General features: G+C 62.9%; 15 protein-coding genes and 2 pseudogenes. 8 read left to right on the top strand and 9 right to left on the bottom strand.

Features of this window, described 5'->3' with window-relative positions; all coding sequences use genetic code 11:
- Positions 1 to 134: 134 nt before the first annotated feature.
- Positions 135 to 1004, top strand: coding sequence for a VOC family protein (locus C1H84_RS14170; RefSeq protein ID WP_113607744.1), 870 nt, complete (start codon positions 135 to 137; stop codon positions 1002 to 1004).
- A gap of 87 nt (positions 1005 to 1091) precedes the next feature.
- On the opposite strand, the pseudogene C1H84_RS18565 reads toward C1H84_RS14170, so the two are convergent.
- The 5 genes and pseudogenes from C1H84_RS18565 to C1H84_RS14145 all read right to left on the bottom strand — a co-directional run bounded on the left by C1H84_RS18565 (position 1092) and on the right by C1H84_RS14145 (position 5353).
- Positions 1092 to 2165, bottom strand: a pseudogene (locus tag C1H84_RS18565) (glycosyltransferase).
- 107 nt (positions 2166 to 2272) lie between these two features.
- The gene (locus C1H84_RS18055; protein ID WP_146956104.1) at positions 2273 to 2722 is read right to left on the bottom strand and encodes a hypothetical protein; all 450 of its coding nucleotides are present in this window, start codon (positions 2720 to 2722) and stop codon (positions 2273 to 2275) included.
- Positions 2723 to 2887 (bottom strand): hypothetical protein, encoded by a 165-nt coding sequence (locus tag C1H84_RS18310; RefSeq protein ID WP_181728149.1) that lies wholly within the window; start codon positions 2885 to 2887, stop codon positions 2723 to 2725. It abuts the gene before it with no gap.
- 165 nt (positions 2888 to 3052) lie between these two features.
- Positions 3053 to 3838 carry a hypothetical protein gene (locus tag C1H84_RS14150; RefSeq protein ID WP_146956102.1) on the bottom strand — a complete coding sequence of 262 codons (786 nt, stop codon included), beginning with the start codon at positions 3836 to 3838 and terminating at the stop codon, positions 3053 to 3055.
- A gap of 456 nt (positions 3839 to 4294) precedes the next feature.
- Positions 4295 to 5353 carry a thermonuclease family protein gene (locus C1H84_RS14145; protein WP_113607739.1) on the bottom strand — a complete coding sequence of 353 codons (1059 nt, stop codon included), beginning with the start codon at positions 5351 to 5353 and terminating at the stop codon, positions 4295 to 4297.
- Between the two features lie 253 nt (positions 5354 to 5606).
- On the opposite strand from C1H84_RS14145, the gene cls reads away from it, so the two are divergent.
- From cls to C1H84_RS14120, 4 genes and pseudogenes are all read left to right on the top strand, one after another.
- Positions 5607 to 7094, top strand: coding sequence for a cardiolipin synthase (gene cls / locus C1H84_RS14140; protein ID WP_244910915.1), 1488 nt, complete (start codon positions 5607 to 5609; stop codon positions 7092 to 7094).
- A gap of 661 nt (positions 7095 to 7755) precedes the next feature.
- Positions 7756 to 8601, top strand: a complete 846-nt coding sequence (locus tag C1H84_RS18050; RefSeq protein WP_146956100.1) for a hypothetical protein — start codon at positions 7756 to 7758, stop codon at positions 8599 to 8601.
- Entirely contained in the window at positions 8601 to 9449 is an 849-nt protein-coding gene (locus C1H84_RS14125; protein ID WP_113607736.1) for an alpha/beta fold hydrolase, read from the top strand. Before C1H84_RS18050 ends, C1H84_RS14125 begins: the two co-directional genes overlap by 1 nt.
- Before the next feature lie 257 nt (positions 9450 to 9706).
- A pseudogene (locus C1H84_RS14120) lies at positions 9707 to 10012 on the top strand (IS1380 family transposase); the annotation flags it as partial.
- 327 nt (positions 10013 to 10339) lie between these two features.
- Here C1H84_RS14120 and C1H84_RS14115 read toward each other — a convergent pair.
- The 4 genes from C1H84_RS14115 to efeU form a co-directional block, all read right to left on the bottom strand.
- Positions 10340 to 11524, bottom strand: coding sequence for a thiolase family protein (locus C1H84_RS14115; protein WP_113607735.1), 1185 nt, complete (start codon positions 11522 to 11524; stop codon positions 10340 to 10342).
- Positions 11525 to 11659: 135 nt separating this feature from the next.
- Positions 11660 to 12925 carry an iron uptake transporter deferrochelatase/peroxidase subunit gene (efeB, locus tag C1H84_RS14110; RefSeq protein WP_113607734.1) on the bottom strand — a complete coding sequence of 422 codons (1266 nt, stop codon included), beginning with the start codon at positions 12923 to 12925 and terminating at the stop codon, positions 11660 to 11662.
- Between the two features lie 10 nt (positions 12926 to 12935).
- Entirely contained in the window at positions 12936 to 14087 is a 1152-nt protein-coding gene (gene efeO, locus C1H84_RS14105; protein WP_113607733.1) for an iron uptake system protein EfeO, read from the bottom strand.
- A gap of 46 nt (positions 14088 to 14133) precedes the next feature.
- Positions 14134 to 15021: an iron uptake transporter permease EfeU gene (gene efeU / locus C1H84_RS14100; protein ID WP_113607732.1), complete on the bottom strand. Its 888-nt coding sequence runs from the start codon at positions 15019 to 15021 to the stop codon at positions 14134 to 14136.
- A 632-nt stretch (positions 15022 to 15653) separates the two neighbouring features.
- Here efeU and C1H84_RS14095 point away from each other — a divergent pair.
- The 3 genes from C1H84_RS14095 to C1H84_RS14085 all read left to right on the top strand — a co-directional run.
- Positions 15654 to 16484, top strand: coding sequence for a hypothetical protein (locus C1H84_RS14095; protein WP_113607731.1), 831 nt, complete (start codon positions 15654 to 15656; stop codon positions 16482 to 16484).
- Entirely contained in the window at positions 16477 to 17292 is an 816-nt protein-coding gene (locus C1H84_RS14090) for a hypothetical protein (RefSeq protein WP_113607730.1), read from the top strand. Before C1H84_RS14095 ends, C1H84_RS14090 begins: the two co-directional genes overlap by 8 nt.
- 79 nt (positions 17293 to 17371) lie before the next feature.
- Positions 17372 to 17667 (top strand): hypothetical protein (locus tag C1H84_RS14085; RefSeq protein WP_146956098.1); only part of this gene is annotated, 296 nt, incomplete at its 3' end.

Below are 17667 nucleotides of genomic sequence, written 5' to 3'. Positions count from 1 at the left end.
CCGCTCCCGGGGTGTCGTGCTCGGCCGCGAAATTGGGATGTGTAGCACATTTGAATTAAAAGATTGAAGCTTCAACTAAAGAGGCGTACTCTGGAATCAAGCAAGACAACCCGCCCGCAGAAAGGACGCCGACCATGGCACCCCTGAAGGAAGACAAGCTTTCCGCGCAGCTGTCGATGAATGCCGTGCAGCTCAAGGTCGGCGACCTGGACACGATGAGCACCTACTACCAGCAGGCCCTGGGTCTGGAAGTGCTCAAGGAAAGCGCCGCCGGCACCAGCCTTGGACGCGGCGCCGAAACCCTGGTCCAGCTCACGCCTGCCCCCGGGCTGCAGCTGCCGGCTCGCGGCGAAGCGGGCCTGTTCCACACCGCCCTGCTCTTCAAAACCCAATCCGACTTGGCCGCCACCGTGCTGTCGGCCGCGCAGTACAACCAGAGCAGCTTCGTGGGCAGCTCGGACCATCTGGTCTCCGAAGCCTTCTACTTCACCGATCCGGAAGGCAACGGCATCGAGCTCTACTTCGACCGCCCGCGCGACACCTGGACCTGGACCGGAGACCAGGTCTCCATGGACACCATCTACCTGGACCCGAACCATTACCTGAACACCCACCTGAGCGAGGAAGCTGTCGTCGGGCAGAAGCGGGCTGGCGCCGAGGTAGGCCACGTCCACCTGCAGGTCGGCGACGTCGCTACGGCCCACCAGTTCTACGTCCAGACCCTGGGGTTCGACCAGACCGCGGCCGTGGGCAACCAGGCGCTGTTCGTCTCCGCCGGCGGCTACCACCACCACATGGCCATGAACGTCTGGAATTCCCGCGGCGCAGGACCCCGCAAGGACACCCTGGGCCTGGGCGAGGTGCTGATCAACGTCCCGACCCAGGACGAGATCAGCAAGATCGCCGAGCGCCTTGACTTCGCCGGCGTGCAGAACCACCACACCGGATCCGAGCTGCAGTTCAAGGATCCGTGGAACAACCAGCTGCGCGTCGCCGTACGCTAGGCACCTGCCCGCCGCGCCGGTTGGAATCCACAACACCCGGGCAGCGCTCCCTGCGGAGCGCTGCCCGGGTGCATTTTGAGGCAGGTGTCAGCCGCGCTTGAAGGACAGGTTGTTGTAGGCAGTCAGGTACGGCACGAGCGCCGGCTCAGCAAGACGCAGGCGCTTGGTTTCCGAACGTGTGCCGAGGTGGAATTTCACGCTCGCGTCGCCAATGGCGTCGGTCGCCCCGGGCTGGGCCAAGATCCCGGTGCTGATGGCGAATGCCGCGCTGTCCGCAGCCACCTCGCTGGCCGGGATGCTGGCGATGACCTCCTTGGAGTCGCGCCCGATGAGCACCAGCTCGAACTGCCCGTCCACCGGAGCCGGAACCCCATGGGCGAAGCGGATCTTCACGGATCCGTCATGGAAATCCATGCCCTGCAGATCTGCGGTGAACTCCGGAAGCTTCTCCGGCGCACCTGCCTTCTTGAGCTGTGCGGCGTTGTTTCTGGTGTCCACCCACAGCCCTACGATGTCGCGGCGGGCCCAGTCCTCGGCAAACTGGCTCGCCTTGGCGGACATGCGGGCGGCGAGCTGGGGGTCGCGGATCAGCAGTTCGGCCTTGTCCGCCATCGCGGTGATGTCCCCGTGGGGGACCAGGAAGCCATTGGAGCCGTCGGTGATCGAATCCGCCGGGCCGAAGTTGATGTCGAATGACACCGGCATGCAGCCCTGCTGCTACGACTCGATCAGCACCAGCGCCTGCCCCTCGTTGGTCGAGGTCAGCAGGTGGATGGCCGCCGAGGCGAAATGCCGGGGCAGCTGGTCGGAGTATCCGTGGAAGATGACGTTGTCCCGGACTTCAAGTTCGCCGGCCAGCTGCTCCAGCGCGCCGAGCTGGGCGCCGTGCCCGACCACATTCAGCGTGGGATCAAGCCCACGCTGCTTCAGCTCGGCAACCACCCTGATCGAGGCTGCGACGTTCTTGTTGACCGTCGGCGAGCCGGCGGCAATCAGATGCGCGGGGTTTCGCTGCGGCCGCGGGGGATGGACATGTCCGCTGCGCACCGGGTTGGGGACGACAAAAGTGCGTTCTTCATCGCCGAAGCGCTCCACGTAGGCGCCGCGCTGCGCTTCGGTCAGGAAAACGAAACCGTCCCACTTAGTCCGCTGTTCGATCATCGGGGCGTGCCCCTCGGCCAGCTGGCCGGTCAGCAGATCCTGCCCCGCTTTGACGTGCGTGCTGTGGAAGGCGAACAGCTTGGGCACATGCACCGTTTTCCAGGCGTTCAGGAACTTGGCCGAGAACTTGCTGTCGACCACCACCAGCGCCTTGTCGTGGTCCACCACCTGCGTGAGCCAGTAGCGATACAGCGCCCGGCGCTGGTGAAGCGTGCGGTCACTCGACCGGCTGCATCAAGCACTTCCAGCAGCCTCCGCTCAACGTCCTGGGAGCGGAACTTCGTATCGGTGAGGAACGCCGACCCGTCCCGACGGAAGTAAGTTTTGCGGTCGGCCGACCGCTCCGGTCCCGCCCAGCTGCTTTCGCTGAATACTGTAGCGTCCGAGTCGAGGTAGCTGATGCTGGACTCAACCCGGAAATCCGTGTGCTCCGGGGCGAATTTCGCCGCTGCGAGTTTGGCCTGCGGTTTCAGCGGATGCTTGGCCATGTGTTCGTAGAAATTCACATGGCGGACCTTCTCCGAAAGCTTGCCTCGTTCGCGCAGGCCCTGCAGCAACTAGGGATAGGCGGGATCCGCGTTAAACGTCACCACGGAGGCATGCCCGTAGCGTTCGGCAAACGTCGCGGCTCGCTGGAGGCAGACGGTGGTCATGCCGCCGAATTCATGTTCCACCTGCCAAGTCACCATGTAGGCGTCGGGGGGCGCCGTCTGAACATTCACAGTTTCAATCCTTAAGATGTTTCGCTGGGCTCCACCCACAGCCGGCTGGCGTCGTTTAGTTGACTACGCTACGTGAAATACATGCAGGTTTGGCGCAGGCGCGACGTGGTGAAGCACCCGGTTACTCCACGTTGCTGCGGTGGATCGAGAGCAGCACCATCCCGGCTACTTCACGCTGAACTCGAAACGTCCTCCGGTCGAATCAACCAGGCAGAAGCCGGGCTCATCTTCCCAAGCCAGCATGCAAGCGCCAACGCCAATGATCTCCACGCCTCCGGTGCTCGGGCGCTCCTGCAGCAGCCGCTCAAGGAAAGCCTTCGCCTCTTCGCAGCTGAGCTGGGAATTGCCCAGCGCGTAGGTGTACTTTGCGCCGACGCAGGAGGCCGCTTCGGTGCTCGCTTCGCCCAGCGGAGGGGCCGTGAACTTCTTGATTTCCTTCAGCGACAGCATGATCGACTTCAGCTGCCTGTACTCCTCGGTTTTGGCGTAGGCTCTGGCGCGGGCTGCCCCGGTCAGGCTCGGATCCACTCCCGTGAGCTGCTCATCGTCTTCGATTACCCGGTAGAAGGTGGCGCTGCTTGACTGCGAAGGGCTGAAGACCCATGGCAGGGCGTCTGCGACTTCAAGCTGGTTCTTCTTACCCATGGCCAAGCTGATGGAGGTCCCGGTGCTGCCCTTGGAGGTGGCGAAAACATACGACTGGCCATTAACCGCCTTGTCGCTGAAATCGATGATCTCGTTGTGCACCTGCGTCATGGGCGGCTCGCCATGAGCGTAGTATTCGATGCCGGTGCTCAGCACCGCCATTTCCGCTCCCTTGGCATTGCGGATGCTGTAGGTCGACTTGAGGTCCTCGTGCACTTGGCCTTCGAAGTATTCGCCGGTCTCAACAAGGCTCCAGTCCGCCGGCATCTCAAGTTCGAAATGCCCCTTGCCTACCTTATGCTTCACGGTCGCAGCGGTCTGCGTAGTGGCGCTCGCCGATACCGAATTGGTTGGCGTGGCAGACGCGGAAGACGCGGAAGCCGTGGCAGAGGTGGAAGCTGCGGGCGAGGGGTCCGGCGAAGGTTGCGATGGCGATACGGAACACGAGCTGAGCACAAGCGCCAGGGCCGTGGCGGCTGAGGCGGCCGTGAACCGGCGGGTGATGGAAATGATGGTTTCTCCCCATGGATGCTGAAGACTGCTTGTCATCGTGGCGTACCGCGGGGCGGTACTGCGACGGTATTGATCCTAGGGGAGAATGGGACTTTGTCTCCGATCGGTGGATAAATATGACACCGGCGGAACAGGAAATCGGTTTGAAAATAAGCAATGCCCGGCACCCGGATCACGAGGATCGGGGTACCGGGCATCCAACGAGAGAATCGGCAGCAGGCAAGCCGCTGGCCTATCGGCCGCCTGGTATCAGCAGGGCTTCCACGTCTTGCCGCCGGGTGCGTAGCACCGCGGCCCGGTGTAGTTGGAGTAGGAGCTCTTCTTTGGCGCCGACTTCTTTGGCTGCGTGCGTGGCTTCGAGTACGACTTCGGCGCGGAATAGCGCTTCTGCTGCGCCTTCTGGGCGGCCTTCGCCGCGGCCTGCTGTTCGGCTGCCCGCTGCGCGGCGGCCTCGGCTTCCTTCTTGGCCTTGGCTTCGGCTGCCTTCTTCTTGCGCTCCGCTTCCTTGCGCTGCTTTTCTTTCTCCACCAGTTCTGCGCGCTGTTGCGTGTGGAAGGCCTCCAGCTGCTTGGTGTCATCGATACGCGTGGAGAGACGGGAAATATCGCTCGCATAGCGGCCGCTCATCAGCGCATGGGTCACCGGGTGCGTGGCAGACTCCGCCTTGTTCAGGGCGCTCTTCACCGCCAGGCCCACGCCGACCGCTGCCGCGGCTTCGCCCATGAACGATTCGGCTTCCTCGATGCTGTCTGCCGGCAGCGATGAAACCTCGGAGAGCGCGGTGTCCGCCTCGTCCAGCTGGGCAGGGATGGTGCATTCCACGGATAAGTCGAACAACCCTTCGCCGGCATCGACGGCCTTCTGCTCGGCGGCCAGCACTTCGTCGTAGAACTTCACGTTCGGCTCGTACTTCACGGCGACGCCCAGGCCGGCCGCCGCGATGGCGCTGTTGACAAACAGGTCGTCCTTGAACACGCCGGCCAGGGTCCGCCCGTAGCGGTCCTCGCGTTCGATGTCGTATTCCAGATCCACCTTGTCGCCGGGGCGCAGCAGCGTTTTCAGGTAGTCGGTGGCCTCCGGGCCCATGCATTCGACGGCCTTGTCGGGATCCACGGTTTCGGGGGTGTCGATATTCAGCAGCCGTACACGCGTTTGCTCGCCTGCGATCTTCAGATCCACGGTGTCGCCGTCGACAACACGGACAACCGTGCCGTGGGAATCCGAATTCGAGGTGGTGGCGTAGACAGCCCCGCCGGCGACCAGCGAGGCGATGACGCCCGCTGAAATCCATCCAGCTCTCTTGCTCATGATGCTTGTTTTCCTTGGGTGCGGGTGTTGGGGTGCAGCGCAGACCGCTGCGGCAAGTTACTTGCACTTTCAATATATCTATTTACTAGTCACGGGGTTCTTATAAGTCAGGGGCCGGTTGAGAGGTTGAACACCCTCCGGTTGCGCGTAATCTGCTGGAAAACGCGCACATGGACATAGGATTTCGTACAGGGCCGCTTTCGGCCTTTCGTGGCCGCTCCGGTTGCGCATCGTGGAACTGAGAGGCAGCGCTTTGAATACAGCTGACGAAGTTGGCGTGGTTTTCCTGATCCTGCACCTGGTCATCGGCCTGACCGCGGCCATCGTGATCTCCTCGCGGCGCAAGCCGACCACGGCCATCGCCTGGATCATGACGATCATCTTCATCCCGTACCTGGGCGCCATCGCCTTCTTCCTGATCGGCTTCGGCCGGCTCCCGCGCCACCGCCGGGAGAAGCAGCGGCAGGTCAACGAGCTGATGCACGCCGCCTCCGGGCTGAGCGGGCACCGGGCGCAGTTCGACTCGCCCGACTGGCTGGTCCCGACCGTGGCGATGAACGAGAAGCTCGGCGCGCTGGGCATGGTCTCGGGAACCTCGGCCACGCTGATCGGCGGCTACGAGCAGTCCATCGCCTCCATGGTCCGCGCCATCGAGAAAGCGCAGTCATTCATCCACGTGGAGTTCTACATCCTGGTCAGCGACCAGACCACCGGGGAGCTAGTCGCCGCGCTGGGCCGCGCCGCCGCCCGCGGGGTCGCGGTGCGGGTGCTCTTCGACCACGTCGCCACCCTGACGCTGCCGCGGCGCAAGGAAACCATCCAAGAGCTGGACCGGCTCGGCATCCAATGGCACCACATGCTGCCGCTGAAGCCCCTGAAGGGCCAATGGCAGCGTCCGGATCTGCGCAACCACCGCAAGCTGCTGATCGTGGACGGGGAAGTGGGTTTCACGGGCTCGCAGAACCTGATCGACTCGACCTACCTCAAGCCCGGGAACCTGCGCCGCGGCCTGCACTGGAAGGAGCTGATGGTGCGGCTGGAAGGCCCGATCGTCAGCGAGCTGGACGCGGTGTTCATCACCGACTGGTACAGCGAAACCGACGAGCTGCTCGAAGGGGAGAAGTACCGGGTGCGCGAGGCCAGCATCCACCACGAGACCCCCAGCACCCACCAGTCGCGCACCGTGCACGGGCTGGACGCCCAGGTGATCCCCAGCGGCCCGAGCTTCGAGAACGACAACAACCTCAAGCTGTTTGTCTCGCTGATCCACAATGCCCGGCGCCGGGTGAGCATTGCCAGCCCCTACTTCGTCCCGGACGAGGCCACCTTGCAGGCCATCATCACCGCCGCCTCCCGCGGGCTGGCGGTGGAGCTGTTCGTTTCCGAGGTCGCCGACCAGGCGATGGTCTACCACGCGCAGCGCTCCTACTACGCCGACCTGCTGGCCGCCGGGGTGAAGATCTACCAGTACCCCTCGCCGACCGTGCTGCACTCCAAGCACTTCTCCATCGACGACGAGGTCGCGGTGATCGGCTCCAGCAACATGGACATGCGCTCCTTCAGCCTGAACATGGAGGTCTCGCTGCTGGTGCGCGGGGCTGAGTTCGTCGCCGAAATCCGCAAGGTCGAGGACGGCTACCGGAAGATCAGCTTCCCCATCGACCTTCAGCGCTGGACGCGGCGGCCGTGGCGGGAGAAGATCCTGGACTCGCTGGCCCGGTTGACCTCCGCCCTGCAGTAGGGGCGAAACTTTCCATCTCACGCGGTTCACAAACAACTCCAGTTGAATTTGTCGAGTGAAAGGGATTAAATTCTCCATGTGCTGCAGGGAGATCTCAATGACTGGTCGTCAATGGAAGAGGCACGACCTCAGAAATCGGTTACCTTTTTATTGATGCCCTCCCTACCGTTTCTGTCAACTCAGTGCGGCATGCAGATGCCCTCCCTACCGTTTCTGTCAACTCAGTGCGGCATGCAACTGACGTTTTGGGCGATATTGCATGCGATTATCCATTTGTTCGCTTTTCAACTTACGCCGATAGCAGACGGGTTCCTCGTGCCGATGCAGCCGATCAAGGTACGCCAGTCATGTAACATCAGTCGAAAGCCAAGCCCTGGGCTCTGCGGCATCTGCAGGATAATCTCCCCCAATAACAGGGACAGAAGTAGAGTTAAGCATGACGAAAAACTTTTCGGGTGTTCGTCCGCGCTCCCGGCGGTAGGCGCAAAGCCGGAGGTTCCTACGAATCCAACCCTAAAGTGTATGGTGGTGCACATCTTGGGGATCTTGATAGGTAACTCAATGTTTGCCAATTACTAGTCTGGGGCGCATCCCAGGTGCCATAAGAAGCGTATGTGGAACCATCGAAAACCTTTTTCATCACCCATATGAACGGAGTCCAATGAAGAAAATTTGGAAAAGTTATAAAGGCTATAGTTTGGCCATCATTGTCTCTCTATATATTTTTTGTGCGACTATTGCATTTTCGATATATTTGAGTTATGCGAATAAGGTTGAGGGCTTACCCCAGGTGAAAGATGTAGTCTTGATATCTGTATTTTCCGGACTCTTCGCTACATCTTTAATCGAATTAATAAAGCGGCTTTCGAGCGTACGCGGGCGGTTTCATAGGAATGAACTTAGGCGCTGGTTGGGGGATCGTGGTCAATTCGCGCTAGGCAGTATTATTGAGAGTTCATCTCCCTATGTTCGCCGGGGGGACCTTGAGTCGGTAATGCATTCTTCGACTAAGTCAACCCGTACTAGTGGACACGCGTTGTCTATGTACGATCTACCGCTGGAGCTTTTGGCGGCTCAACTATCTCAGTCTCTTACGCATGCAATTTCCGATCCATTTAAGTATAGGTATTTAATATATGCGCTGTTAGAACAAGAAGATCTTGATGAACTTCTTACGGCAAAGAAAGAATTCGATCGTTTTGAAGCAAATCAGCGTAATCGAGGAGATTCATTTGAGATTGCGAAATGGGAGCGAACTCTTAGTCGAATTAATCAGCAGGTACAGGATCAACTGGATGTCTTCCAGCTTAGGGCCGGTCATTATTGGCGAAAAACTATTTCAGGATGGTCTGTTGCGGCTTCCAGTGCATCTGCGGCCATTTTAGCGGTAACCACATTTCCATCTGCATTATTATCCGTTGCCGTCATTTCACCGGTCGTAGGTGCTTTCGTATCATGGGTTGCTAGAGATCTCACTGCTGCAATAGAGAGGATGCGGCGACTTTGATGAAGCCGGTTATCACCGTCGATTTGTGTTCTTCGATTTCGGGAGAAAGCGTTGTCAGAAAGGAGAATATTATCTGGACCCTGGGAGAAGGCTCCCGTGTTATAGTGCTAGTACATGGATTTGCAACTAATCGCGAAAAGGCCCTAGAGGGTTATGATCATTTCTTGAGAAATATATCGAAGCAGTCGAGTCATAGAGCAACACTTCGTGATTATAAATTTATTGCTATTATTTGGCCAGGTTATGACCATAACAAGTTTATAAATATCGCATCTTTTGCAAGCCGTGTCGCGGATGCGGAACGTGCTGGAGACATTCTGGCAGAGCATCTTTCGCAGTGTAAAGAAGTAGTCTTTGTGGGACATTCTCTCGGATGCAGGTTCGTCCTACAGGCGCTTGCTTCTATGGATCCTCCAGCCCGAAAAATATCCAAGTCTCTAATGTTAGCGGCGGCTGTGCCAGAGGCTCATTGTGAAGATCGATCGGTCTATTCAAGCTCGCGATCAGGAGGGCCGGATCAAGTTGTTTTGTATTCTAAAAAGGACCGTGTTCTGCAGCTGTTATTTAACCCGGGCATGCGTTTTGCCCGCCCGGGGAACTCGAAGGCAGTTGGACGAACTGGTGGGCCTGAAGGCAGGTGGTCTCGAGCATCGGACACCAAACTTGGTCACGGCAAATACTGGAAGTCTGAAGTTTCATCTGCTGCACTACTTCAGATTATGGGGATTCGTCCTATCGAAGCTGATAGGGAACGCCTACCCTCGGCAAATAGCGAGACCGATTTGATACGTCGTCCTAAAAGTCGCCAAGATGTAGTGCATCTGCCAACCGAACGGCACATTGGCTGAAAAGTAACTGCCATAGCCATCAGATGTCAAACGTCCACTGGCTGACCCTCTGGTGAAGATTTTGGAGGTTCTTTAGTTTTGCTGTGATTTCAGATAATGTATGGAGTTTAAACCATCTTTGGAATGTTGATGAGTTAGCTCCGGTATTCCAGGGTGGGGTTAGTCATTAAATGGCTTAAAATATGAAAAGGTGATCAGAACTGGGAAAATAGTGGTGTCTAATCGTCATCCACCCAGTTCAAAGGATCACCTTTTTAGTGAACAATACCATCCACGTTTTCCCTGTACTCCCCACCCAACTCACCGCCCACGCCCTTGACTCCCACGCCAGCCTGTCGGTGTTAACCAGTTTCTTGAACGCGGTGGACTAGCGTAGCCTCTGCGAAGACCGGTTCAGTCGGTTGGTGCCAGCCACCGCGACCCACCGGCCATAAAAAAACCTCGGCGCCCTGGCCTTGTCGCTGCCAGCCGGTGGCGAGCAAGCCACCGACATCGGCCAGCTGCGAGCCTCACCAGATCTCTTCGGACCAGTAGCGTCTGATGGCACGGTCAGCAGGTTCATGAGCTGCAGAATAGCGCTTGAAGGTACTCCTGTTCTTGCAGCTGAGTGTGTGTAATTTCGCAACATCGTGGGCACTGAAACTCATCTCTTCGTGGACAGTGGATCTCAATACTTTGCGCACAACTACTAGCAGCCTGCTCGGAGTTGTTGGTAGTTGCGCCAGAGGCGTGGTGAGTTGCGTGGTGCATATTCTTTCAAATTTGTACTGCTGCATGGCAGGTTTGGGAGAACGTCGCTTTGAATGGCTACGCCTGTGGACCTTTCTTGAAGCACTAAATTCCTACTATGTGGTGCAAGCAATTGGCCTCACGAGCTAGTTTCTGGTTGCCTACAGCCGCTTCAGCAGCGCTGCGATGCCCTGGCCACCGCCGATGCACAACGTCACCACCGCATACTCCAGATCCCGGCGCCGCAGGTCCAGCGCCGCGCGCAGGGTGAGGATCGCGCCGGTGGCGCCCACCGGGTGGCCCAGCGCGATGGCCCCGCCGTAGGGGTTGACCTTGTAGGGCTCCAGCTGCGCGTCGCGGATCACCGCCAGCGCCTGCGCGGCGAACGCCTCGTTCAGTTCGAACACATCGATGTCCTTCGGGCCCAGCTTGGTCTCGGCGAACAGCTTGCGCAGCGCGAAGGTCGGGGCGTAACCCATGTAGGCCGGATCCATGGCTGTCACCACCACGTGCTCCACCGTGGCCAGCGCCGGCAGCCCGTGCGCCCGCACGTACTCGCCCTTGGCCAGCACCAGCGCCGCCGCCCCGTCGTTCACGCCCGAGGAATTGCCCGCGGTGGCCGTGCCCTCGGGGGAGAAGGCCGGTGTCAGCGCGGCCAGGGAATCCAGGCTCACGCCCTGCCGCGGGTGCTCGTCGACATCCCGGCCTTGGCCGCCTACTAGGCTGTGCTCGATGATCTCCTGCGCGAAGGCCTGGCGGGCGATCTGGCTGCCTGCCAGCTGCTGGGAGCGCAGCGCGAACTCGTCCTGCGCCGCCCGGCCCACCTGGTACTTGCGGGCCACCGCATCCGCGGTGGTTCCCATGTGCTTGTTGCTGAACGGGTCGGTCAGCATGGCCAAGGTGCCGTGGCGCAGCGTGCGCGGGGCCAGCGAGCGGGCCTGCCCGGCCGAGTAGTCCAGGTACGGCATGCCGGTCATGGACTCGTTGCCGCCGGCCACCGCCACTTCGTTGGCGCCCACCACCAGCGACTGGGCGGCGCTGAACACCGCCTGCAGCCCGCTGCCGCACAACCGGTTCACGTTGAACGCGGTGGTCGACTGCGGCAGGCCGGCGCCCAGCGCCACCCGCCGGGCGTTGTAGGACTCCGGGCCCACCTGGCCGATGCAGCCCATCACCACCTCGTCCACCGCCTCGGGCTCCAGCCCGCTGCGCTCCAGAGCACCGCGGACGGCCGCCGCGCCGAGCTGCGCGGTGTCAAGCTCCCGGTACATGCCGTTGAACCTGCCCACCGCGGTGCGCGCCCCGGCCAGGATGGTGATCTTGTGCTGCTGCAGTACCGTGCTCATGGGACCCTCCGCTTCGAAACAGCTGTTCCGCCCTGCCGATGTTCGACCCAGTCTAGGCACGCCGCGGCGCAGGCAACAGCGGGCCCGCGCGATCCCATGGGAAAGATCGCGCGGGCCCGCAGCCTGCTCAGGTCTTCAGCTCTCGAAGAGCTGCTGGCCCAGGTACTGTCCGGGCTGGATGCCCGGCGGGATCGCGTAGAGCCCGGAGGAGGTGTGGCGCAGGTACTCGTTCATCGCGTCGTTGGCGCTCATGGCCTTCTGCAGCGGCACGAAGTGCGTGCGCGCGTCGATCACGAAGGCGATGAAGAACAGGCCGGCGTCCAGCCGGCCCAGCCCGTCCGAGCCGTCGGTGTAGTTGAAGCCGCGGCGCAGCATCTGCACCCCGTTGTGCGCGCTGGGATGCAGCACCGCCACGTGGGAGTCCACCGGGATGATCGGCCCGGCCGACCCGGCCATCGCGAAGTCCGGCTCGCTGAACTCCTCGCCGCCGGACAGCGGAGCGCCGGTGGACTTGATGCGGCCCACCACGTTCTCCTGCTCGCGCAGCGCGGAGCGGTCCCAGGTCTCGATCTGCATGCGGATGCGCCGGGCCACCATGTAGGTGCCCCCGGCCATCCACGGCTGGTCGGTCGAATCCTTGCCCACCCAGACGTGCTTGGCCAGCGCGTCGGCGTCCTCGGCCAGGATGTTGGCGGTGCCGTCCTTGAAGCCGAACAGGTTGCGCGGGGTCTGCTGCGCCTGGGTGGTCTTGGCCGTGCGGCCGAAGCCGATCTGGCTGAAGCGCACCCGCACCGTGCCGAAGCCCAGCCGCGAGAGGTTGCGGATCGCGTGCACCGCCACCTGCGGGTCGTTGGCGCAGGCCTGCACCACGATGTCCCCGCCGCTGCGCTGTTCCTCCACCATGTCCCCGGAGAAATGCGGCAGCTCGATCAGCGCCTCGGGCAGCTTGCCCTGAAGTCCGAAGCGCGGCTTGCCGTGCTCGTCGAGGAACAGCGAGCGGCCGAAGCCCACGGTCACCGTCAGGTGCGCGGCGCCCAGGCCCTCGGCCTCCCCGGTGTCCGCCGGCGGGGCGTCGTAGGAGCCGGTGTCGGCGCCGCCCACCGGCTGCCCGGCGGCCATCTGCTCGATCGCCGCGGTCCAGTCCCTGAGCAGCGCGACGAGCTTGCCGCGGTCCTGCGTGGTCACGTCGAAGCCGACGATGTGCATGCGGTCCTGGGCCTCGGTGGTGATGCCCGCCTGGTGCTCGCCGTAGAACTCGATGGTGTCGGTTGCCTGCTTCTCGGGCAGCTGCCCGCCGAAGGCCGCGGCGGCCAGCGCGCCCACGGCAAGGCCCGCCCCGCCGGCGCCCGCGCCGGTGAGCAGCAGCCGCCGGGAGATCCCGGCCTTCTTCTCTTCGCCCATGGTGCCCGCCCTACTTGACCACCGCGGCGGTCAGGCGGGAGAGTGGCTCGGACAGGGCGTCCACCCCGGCGGCCAGCTCCTGCACCTGCTCGGTGCCCAGCTGATCGTAGTATTTGAAGCCCTCGCCCACGCGGTAGGCGTCCAGCTGCGCCTGCAGCTTCTCGAAGTTCTCCTTCAGCTGCGCATCCAGCTCGTCGTCGGTGCCCTCCAGCAGCGGGGCCAGGTCCTCGTAGGCGATCTTCGCGCCCTCCAGGTTGGCCTGGAAGTCCCACAGGTCGGTGTGGGAGAAGGCCTCCTCCTCGCCGGTGACCTTGCCGGTGGCGACCTCGTCCAGCAGCTCCTTGGCGCCGTTGGCCAGCTTGTCCGGGGTGAACTCCAGCGCCTGGGCGCGCGTGACCAGCTCGGTGGTGTGCTTTACGAGCCCATCCGCGATCTGCTGGCGCTGCGCCTGGCTCATCTTGGTGTAGCCCTTCGGGGCCCACAAATCCTTCTCCGCGCGGTGCCAGCCGGTGAACTCCTGGCCCTCTTCAAGGTCCGCCTCGCGGGCGTCGAGGATCGGGTCCAGGTCGCCGAAGGACTCGGCCACCGGCTCGATGCGCTCCCAGTGCATGCGCACCTGCGGGTAGAGCTGTTTGGCCTCGGCTTCCTCGCCGGCGGCGAAGGCCGCCGCGAAGTCCTCGGTGCCTGCCAGCAGCTGCTGCGACTGGTCCTTGACGTAGGAGGCGTACTGGTCCGCGGCGGTCTGCTGCAGCGCGGCGCGGTCCGCGGACACCTCCTGGCCGGCGGCCGCGGCGGTCACGGTGAACGGCGAACGGATGCCATCGCCCACCATGCCCGGCTTGCAGGCGGCGAAGTAGCTGCCCTCGGGGGCCATGACCACCAGGTCGCGGGTCACGCCGGGGCCGATGTTCTCCACCTCGCCCACGATGCGCAGGCCGTCCTCGGCCAGCAGGTAGAACTCGTTGACCTTGGTGCCCTCGTTCTTCACGGAGAACTTCAGGGTGCCGCCGGCGGCGGTGCCGGTGGCCAGGGTGCAGGCGTCGTCGCTCGCGCTCACGGCGATGGAGCCGTCCGCGCTGGCGGTGGCGTTGTTGTCGGTGCAGCCGGTCAGGGCCAGGGCGCCGAGCGCGAGCAGGGCGGCGGGTGCCAGGAACTTGGTCATGGGTGGTGGATCCTCGATAGTGCGAATGGTTGGTGCGGTGCGCCGCTCAGGCGTTTTCCGGAGACTGCGCTGGTGACTGCGCTGGTGACTGCGCGGACGACTGCGTCGCCGTCGGCTTCGGCGCGGGCTTGGTCCCGGAGCGCAGGGCGCGCAGGTAGAAGAACATCACCGGCACGATGTAGAGCGCCCAGGCGGCCACCTGCAGCACGGTCATCGCCGGGGTGAAGTTGAAGATGCCCTGCAGCAAGGTGGCGGCCACGCCCGAGGGCGGCAGCTGGGTGCTGAGGTCGAAGGCGAGGTTGTTGATGCCCGGCAGCACGGCGGCTTCCTGCAGGTCGTGCACGCCGTAGGCGAGCACGCCCGCGGCGACCGCCACCAGCAGCACGCCGGTGTAGGCGAAGAACTTGGACAGCTGGATCTTCACGATGCCGCGGTGCAGCAGCACACCGAGCAGGATCGCGGTGGCGATGCCCAGCCCCGCCCCGAGCAGCGGCTCCCAGGTCTGGTCGCTGGTGCGCGCCGCGGCCCAGATGAACAGCGCCGTCTCCAGGCCCTCGCGGCCCACCGACAGCGCGCCGACGATGACCAGCCCCCAGGCCGGGCCGTCGGCCGCCTTGTCCACCTGCTGCTGCAGGTCCTTGTTCATCGTCTTGGAGGTCTTGGCCATCCAGAAGATCATCCAGGTCACCAGGCCCGCGGCCAGGATGGACAGCGTGCCGCCGATGATCTCCTGCGCCTGGAAGGTCAGCCCGCTCGGGCCGAAGGTCAGCAGCGCGCCGAAGCCCAGCGACACCGCGACCGCGACGCCCACGCCGGCGTAGATGCGCGGCAGCAGGTGCCGGCGGTTCGTTTTGGTCAGGTACGCGATCAGCAGGACCACGATCAGGACCGCTTCCAGTCCCTCGCGCAGACCGATCAGGTAGTTTCCGATCATCTTGTGCTGCCTTCATCTTCTTGGCGCTCCCGCGAAGGGGTATTTGTCGATCGCGGGTGACCGCCGGAACCCGCGATTGCGATGCGGGCCACAGGTCGATCAGTCTAAGGTTAGCCTAAACAACTACCTGCGAAAAACGATCAGAGCAGATTAGCTTTCCCTGAAATGCCGTCAAGCGCATTAGCTCGCCAGCTGCGCTTCACCTGTCGTCATCAACGTTTTGGACGCACCGCGTGGCGATGCCCGGCGCAGTGAAAGCAAGTAGAAGGCGAGCACCGCCCGCTGACCCGCAGTTTCTTTCATCAGCCTCCGGAGAAAGTCAAAGCTTCTTCTGTCATTTTCCTTATTTCGCTTCTTCCGGTCCCACCCAGCGGTACCCGATGGAAGTTTCAGCGATTTGTGCGGTGATTCTCGCCTCTTTCTGCTTCATATTCCGGCTTGCTAATCTCTGCGCATGAGTGAACTGGGAACTACGCCGCGCACACCGAACCGCGGCGCGCGGCAACGGGCGCAACACCGGGCGGCCCCGGACACCGTTCGGAGGGCGATCCGCTTGCCGATCAACCCTGTGGCGGCCGCGCTGATGCTGTTCGCCTCCTTCGGCGTAGGGCTCTGCGCTGCGCAGGCCCGCCATGGGTGACTTCGCCGGGGGCGTCCGCGGGCTGGCGGCGGATGTGGGCGCGGTGATGAAGCTCCTGCAGCGGTTACTGGCTGCGGCGGGAAAACACGTGGCGAGCTCCTCCGGCATTCACTGGGTCCCGCTCCCGGCCATCGGCTGCGCGCTGGCTTCCGGACTGCTTCTGCTGGTGTCCTCCGGATTCCAGCTGGCTGCCTCCAACTCCCGCTGGATCACACACGCAGCGGGGGTGGGGGACTACGCCATCGAGGACAACCGTTTCGACTACTACCTGGCCGCGGACCCGGTGATCCTGTTGCCCGGCACCCACCTGCCCTTCGGCATCGGCATGCTGCTGCAGGCCGCCGGCTTGACTTTCCTGACGGCCGCCGTGCTGATGCTGCGCCCGCGGGCCAGTGCCGCCGTGCTCCACGCCCAGCTGCTGCTCGGCGCTGCCGTCGCCGCCGGATTCGCCTTGATCGGGGCCGATTCGCTGCGCATCGCGGCCACCGGCCAGATCAGCGAGGCGTCCGCCACCGACTGGCTGGTGGTTGCGATCGTCTTCCTGACGTCTCCTGCGCTGCTGGCGCTGGGCATCATGGCCTGGCTGCGGCTCCCGGCTGTGGGGATCGCGATGCTGTTCGCCCAGTGCGCCAGCCCGATCGGCTACCTGGCCATCGCCGTGCTCTTTGCTCCGGCGATCACCGGATACGCCCCGTACGATGCAACCCCCGGGACTGAAACCATCGTGGCGATCGGCAGCGTCGCCGCGGGAGCCGCAGCGCTCCTGGCCGCGGTGCAGTTGATCCGCAAGAGACTGAGTGGAAGGGACAGGAACAATGAGTGAGTTCGCCACCGACCTGCGCCAGCTACGTGCATCGAGCTGGACCGCCCTCAAATCCACCCCGAGGTGGCTAGGCGGAACCAGCGCCGCCACGCCACAGAGCTGGGTCGCGGTGATCTTCGCCTCGGGTGCGGCACTGTTCTTCCTGGCCTCCTGCTGGTTCCAGCTGTCAGCGGCCCATGCCCGCTGGATCACATTTCCCGCGGGCCTCGACCCCAGCGACCTGTCCGTGGAAGACCACCTGTACGACTACTACCTGGCCTCCGAACCATTCGTGATGATTCCCGGCACCAGCCTTCCCTTCGGAATCGGAATGCTGCTGCAAGCCGCCGGGGTGGTGCTGCTGACCATGTGCCTGCTGTCCCTGCGACCGCGGCAAAGCTTCCGGCGCGGTCCGCTGCAGCTGATCCTGGGGCTGCTGCTTTCCGCCAGTTGCGCGATCATCGGCTACGAATCCCTGCTCACCTCCCGCAACGGGACACCGCCCCACGAGTCGGGACGCACGGCGCTCGCCGACACGCTGTTGACGCTGGGGTTCTTTGCGGCGATCGGTCTGTGCCTGCTGTGCGCCAGGCGTTGTCCGGCACTCAGCCTCGCGGTCTTCTTCACCCTGGGCACCAATGTCCACGGGTACATCTTCGCCTGCTACATCGTCGCCCCGCTGCTCACGTTCTATTCCTCGCATGACACCACCCCGGGCACAGAGACAGTGGTGGCCCTGTCCACAGGACTTTCCGGACTGCTACTGCTTGTAGCTGCGTGGCTGCTGGTCCGTTCGAGGAGCAATGCTTGGGCATGCTGGGCCCGATAGTCAGAGAATTAGATTCAGGTTTATCCACACCCCGCAACCACCTCCCCCGCCACCCGTAGACCCGGCGCAGGCTGGGGTCATGGGTATCCACCAGCTCGCCGCAGCACTCCAGGTCCTGCACAACGCCATCACCACGAGCATCCCGCGCGGCGCGGCCGCCGCGGTGCTCGAGGTCATGGCCTCGTGCTGCGCCCTGCTGGTGAAACTCTCCGAAGCCCTGCGCGGCATCGAGGACCCTCGGGTCGCCGCCGCCCACGCCCGCCTGATCGAGCAGCTGTTCCACGACACCCAGCGCGAGCAGCTGCGCAGCCAGATCCATCTGGAATCCACCGGCGCGCACCTGCTCGAAGACGACGAGCTGGACGCCCTGCGCCA

Origin of the sequence: Glutamicibacter soli (genome assembly GCF_003309065.1) — a bacterium.
Classification (GTDB): Bacteria; Actinomycetota; Actinomycetes; order Actinomycetales; family Micrococcaceae; genus Glutamicibacter; species Glutamicibacter soli.
Note: the sequence above shows the minus strand (reverse complement) of the source record. Positions and strands in the feature narration are given on the sequence as shown.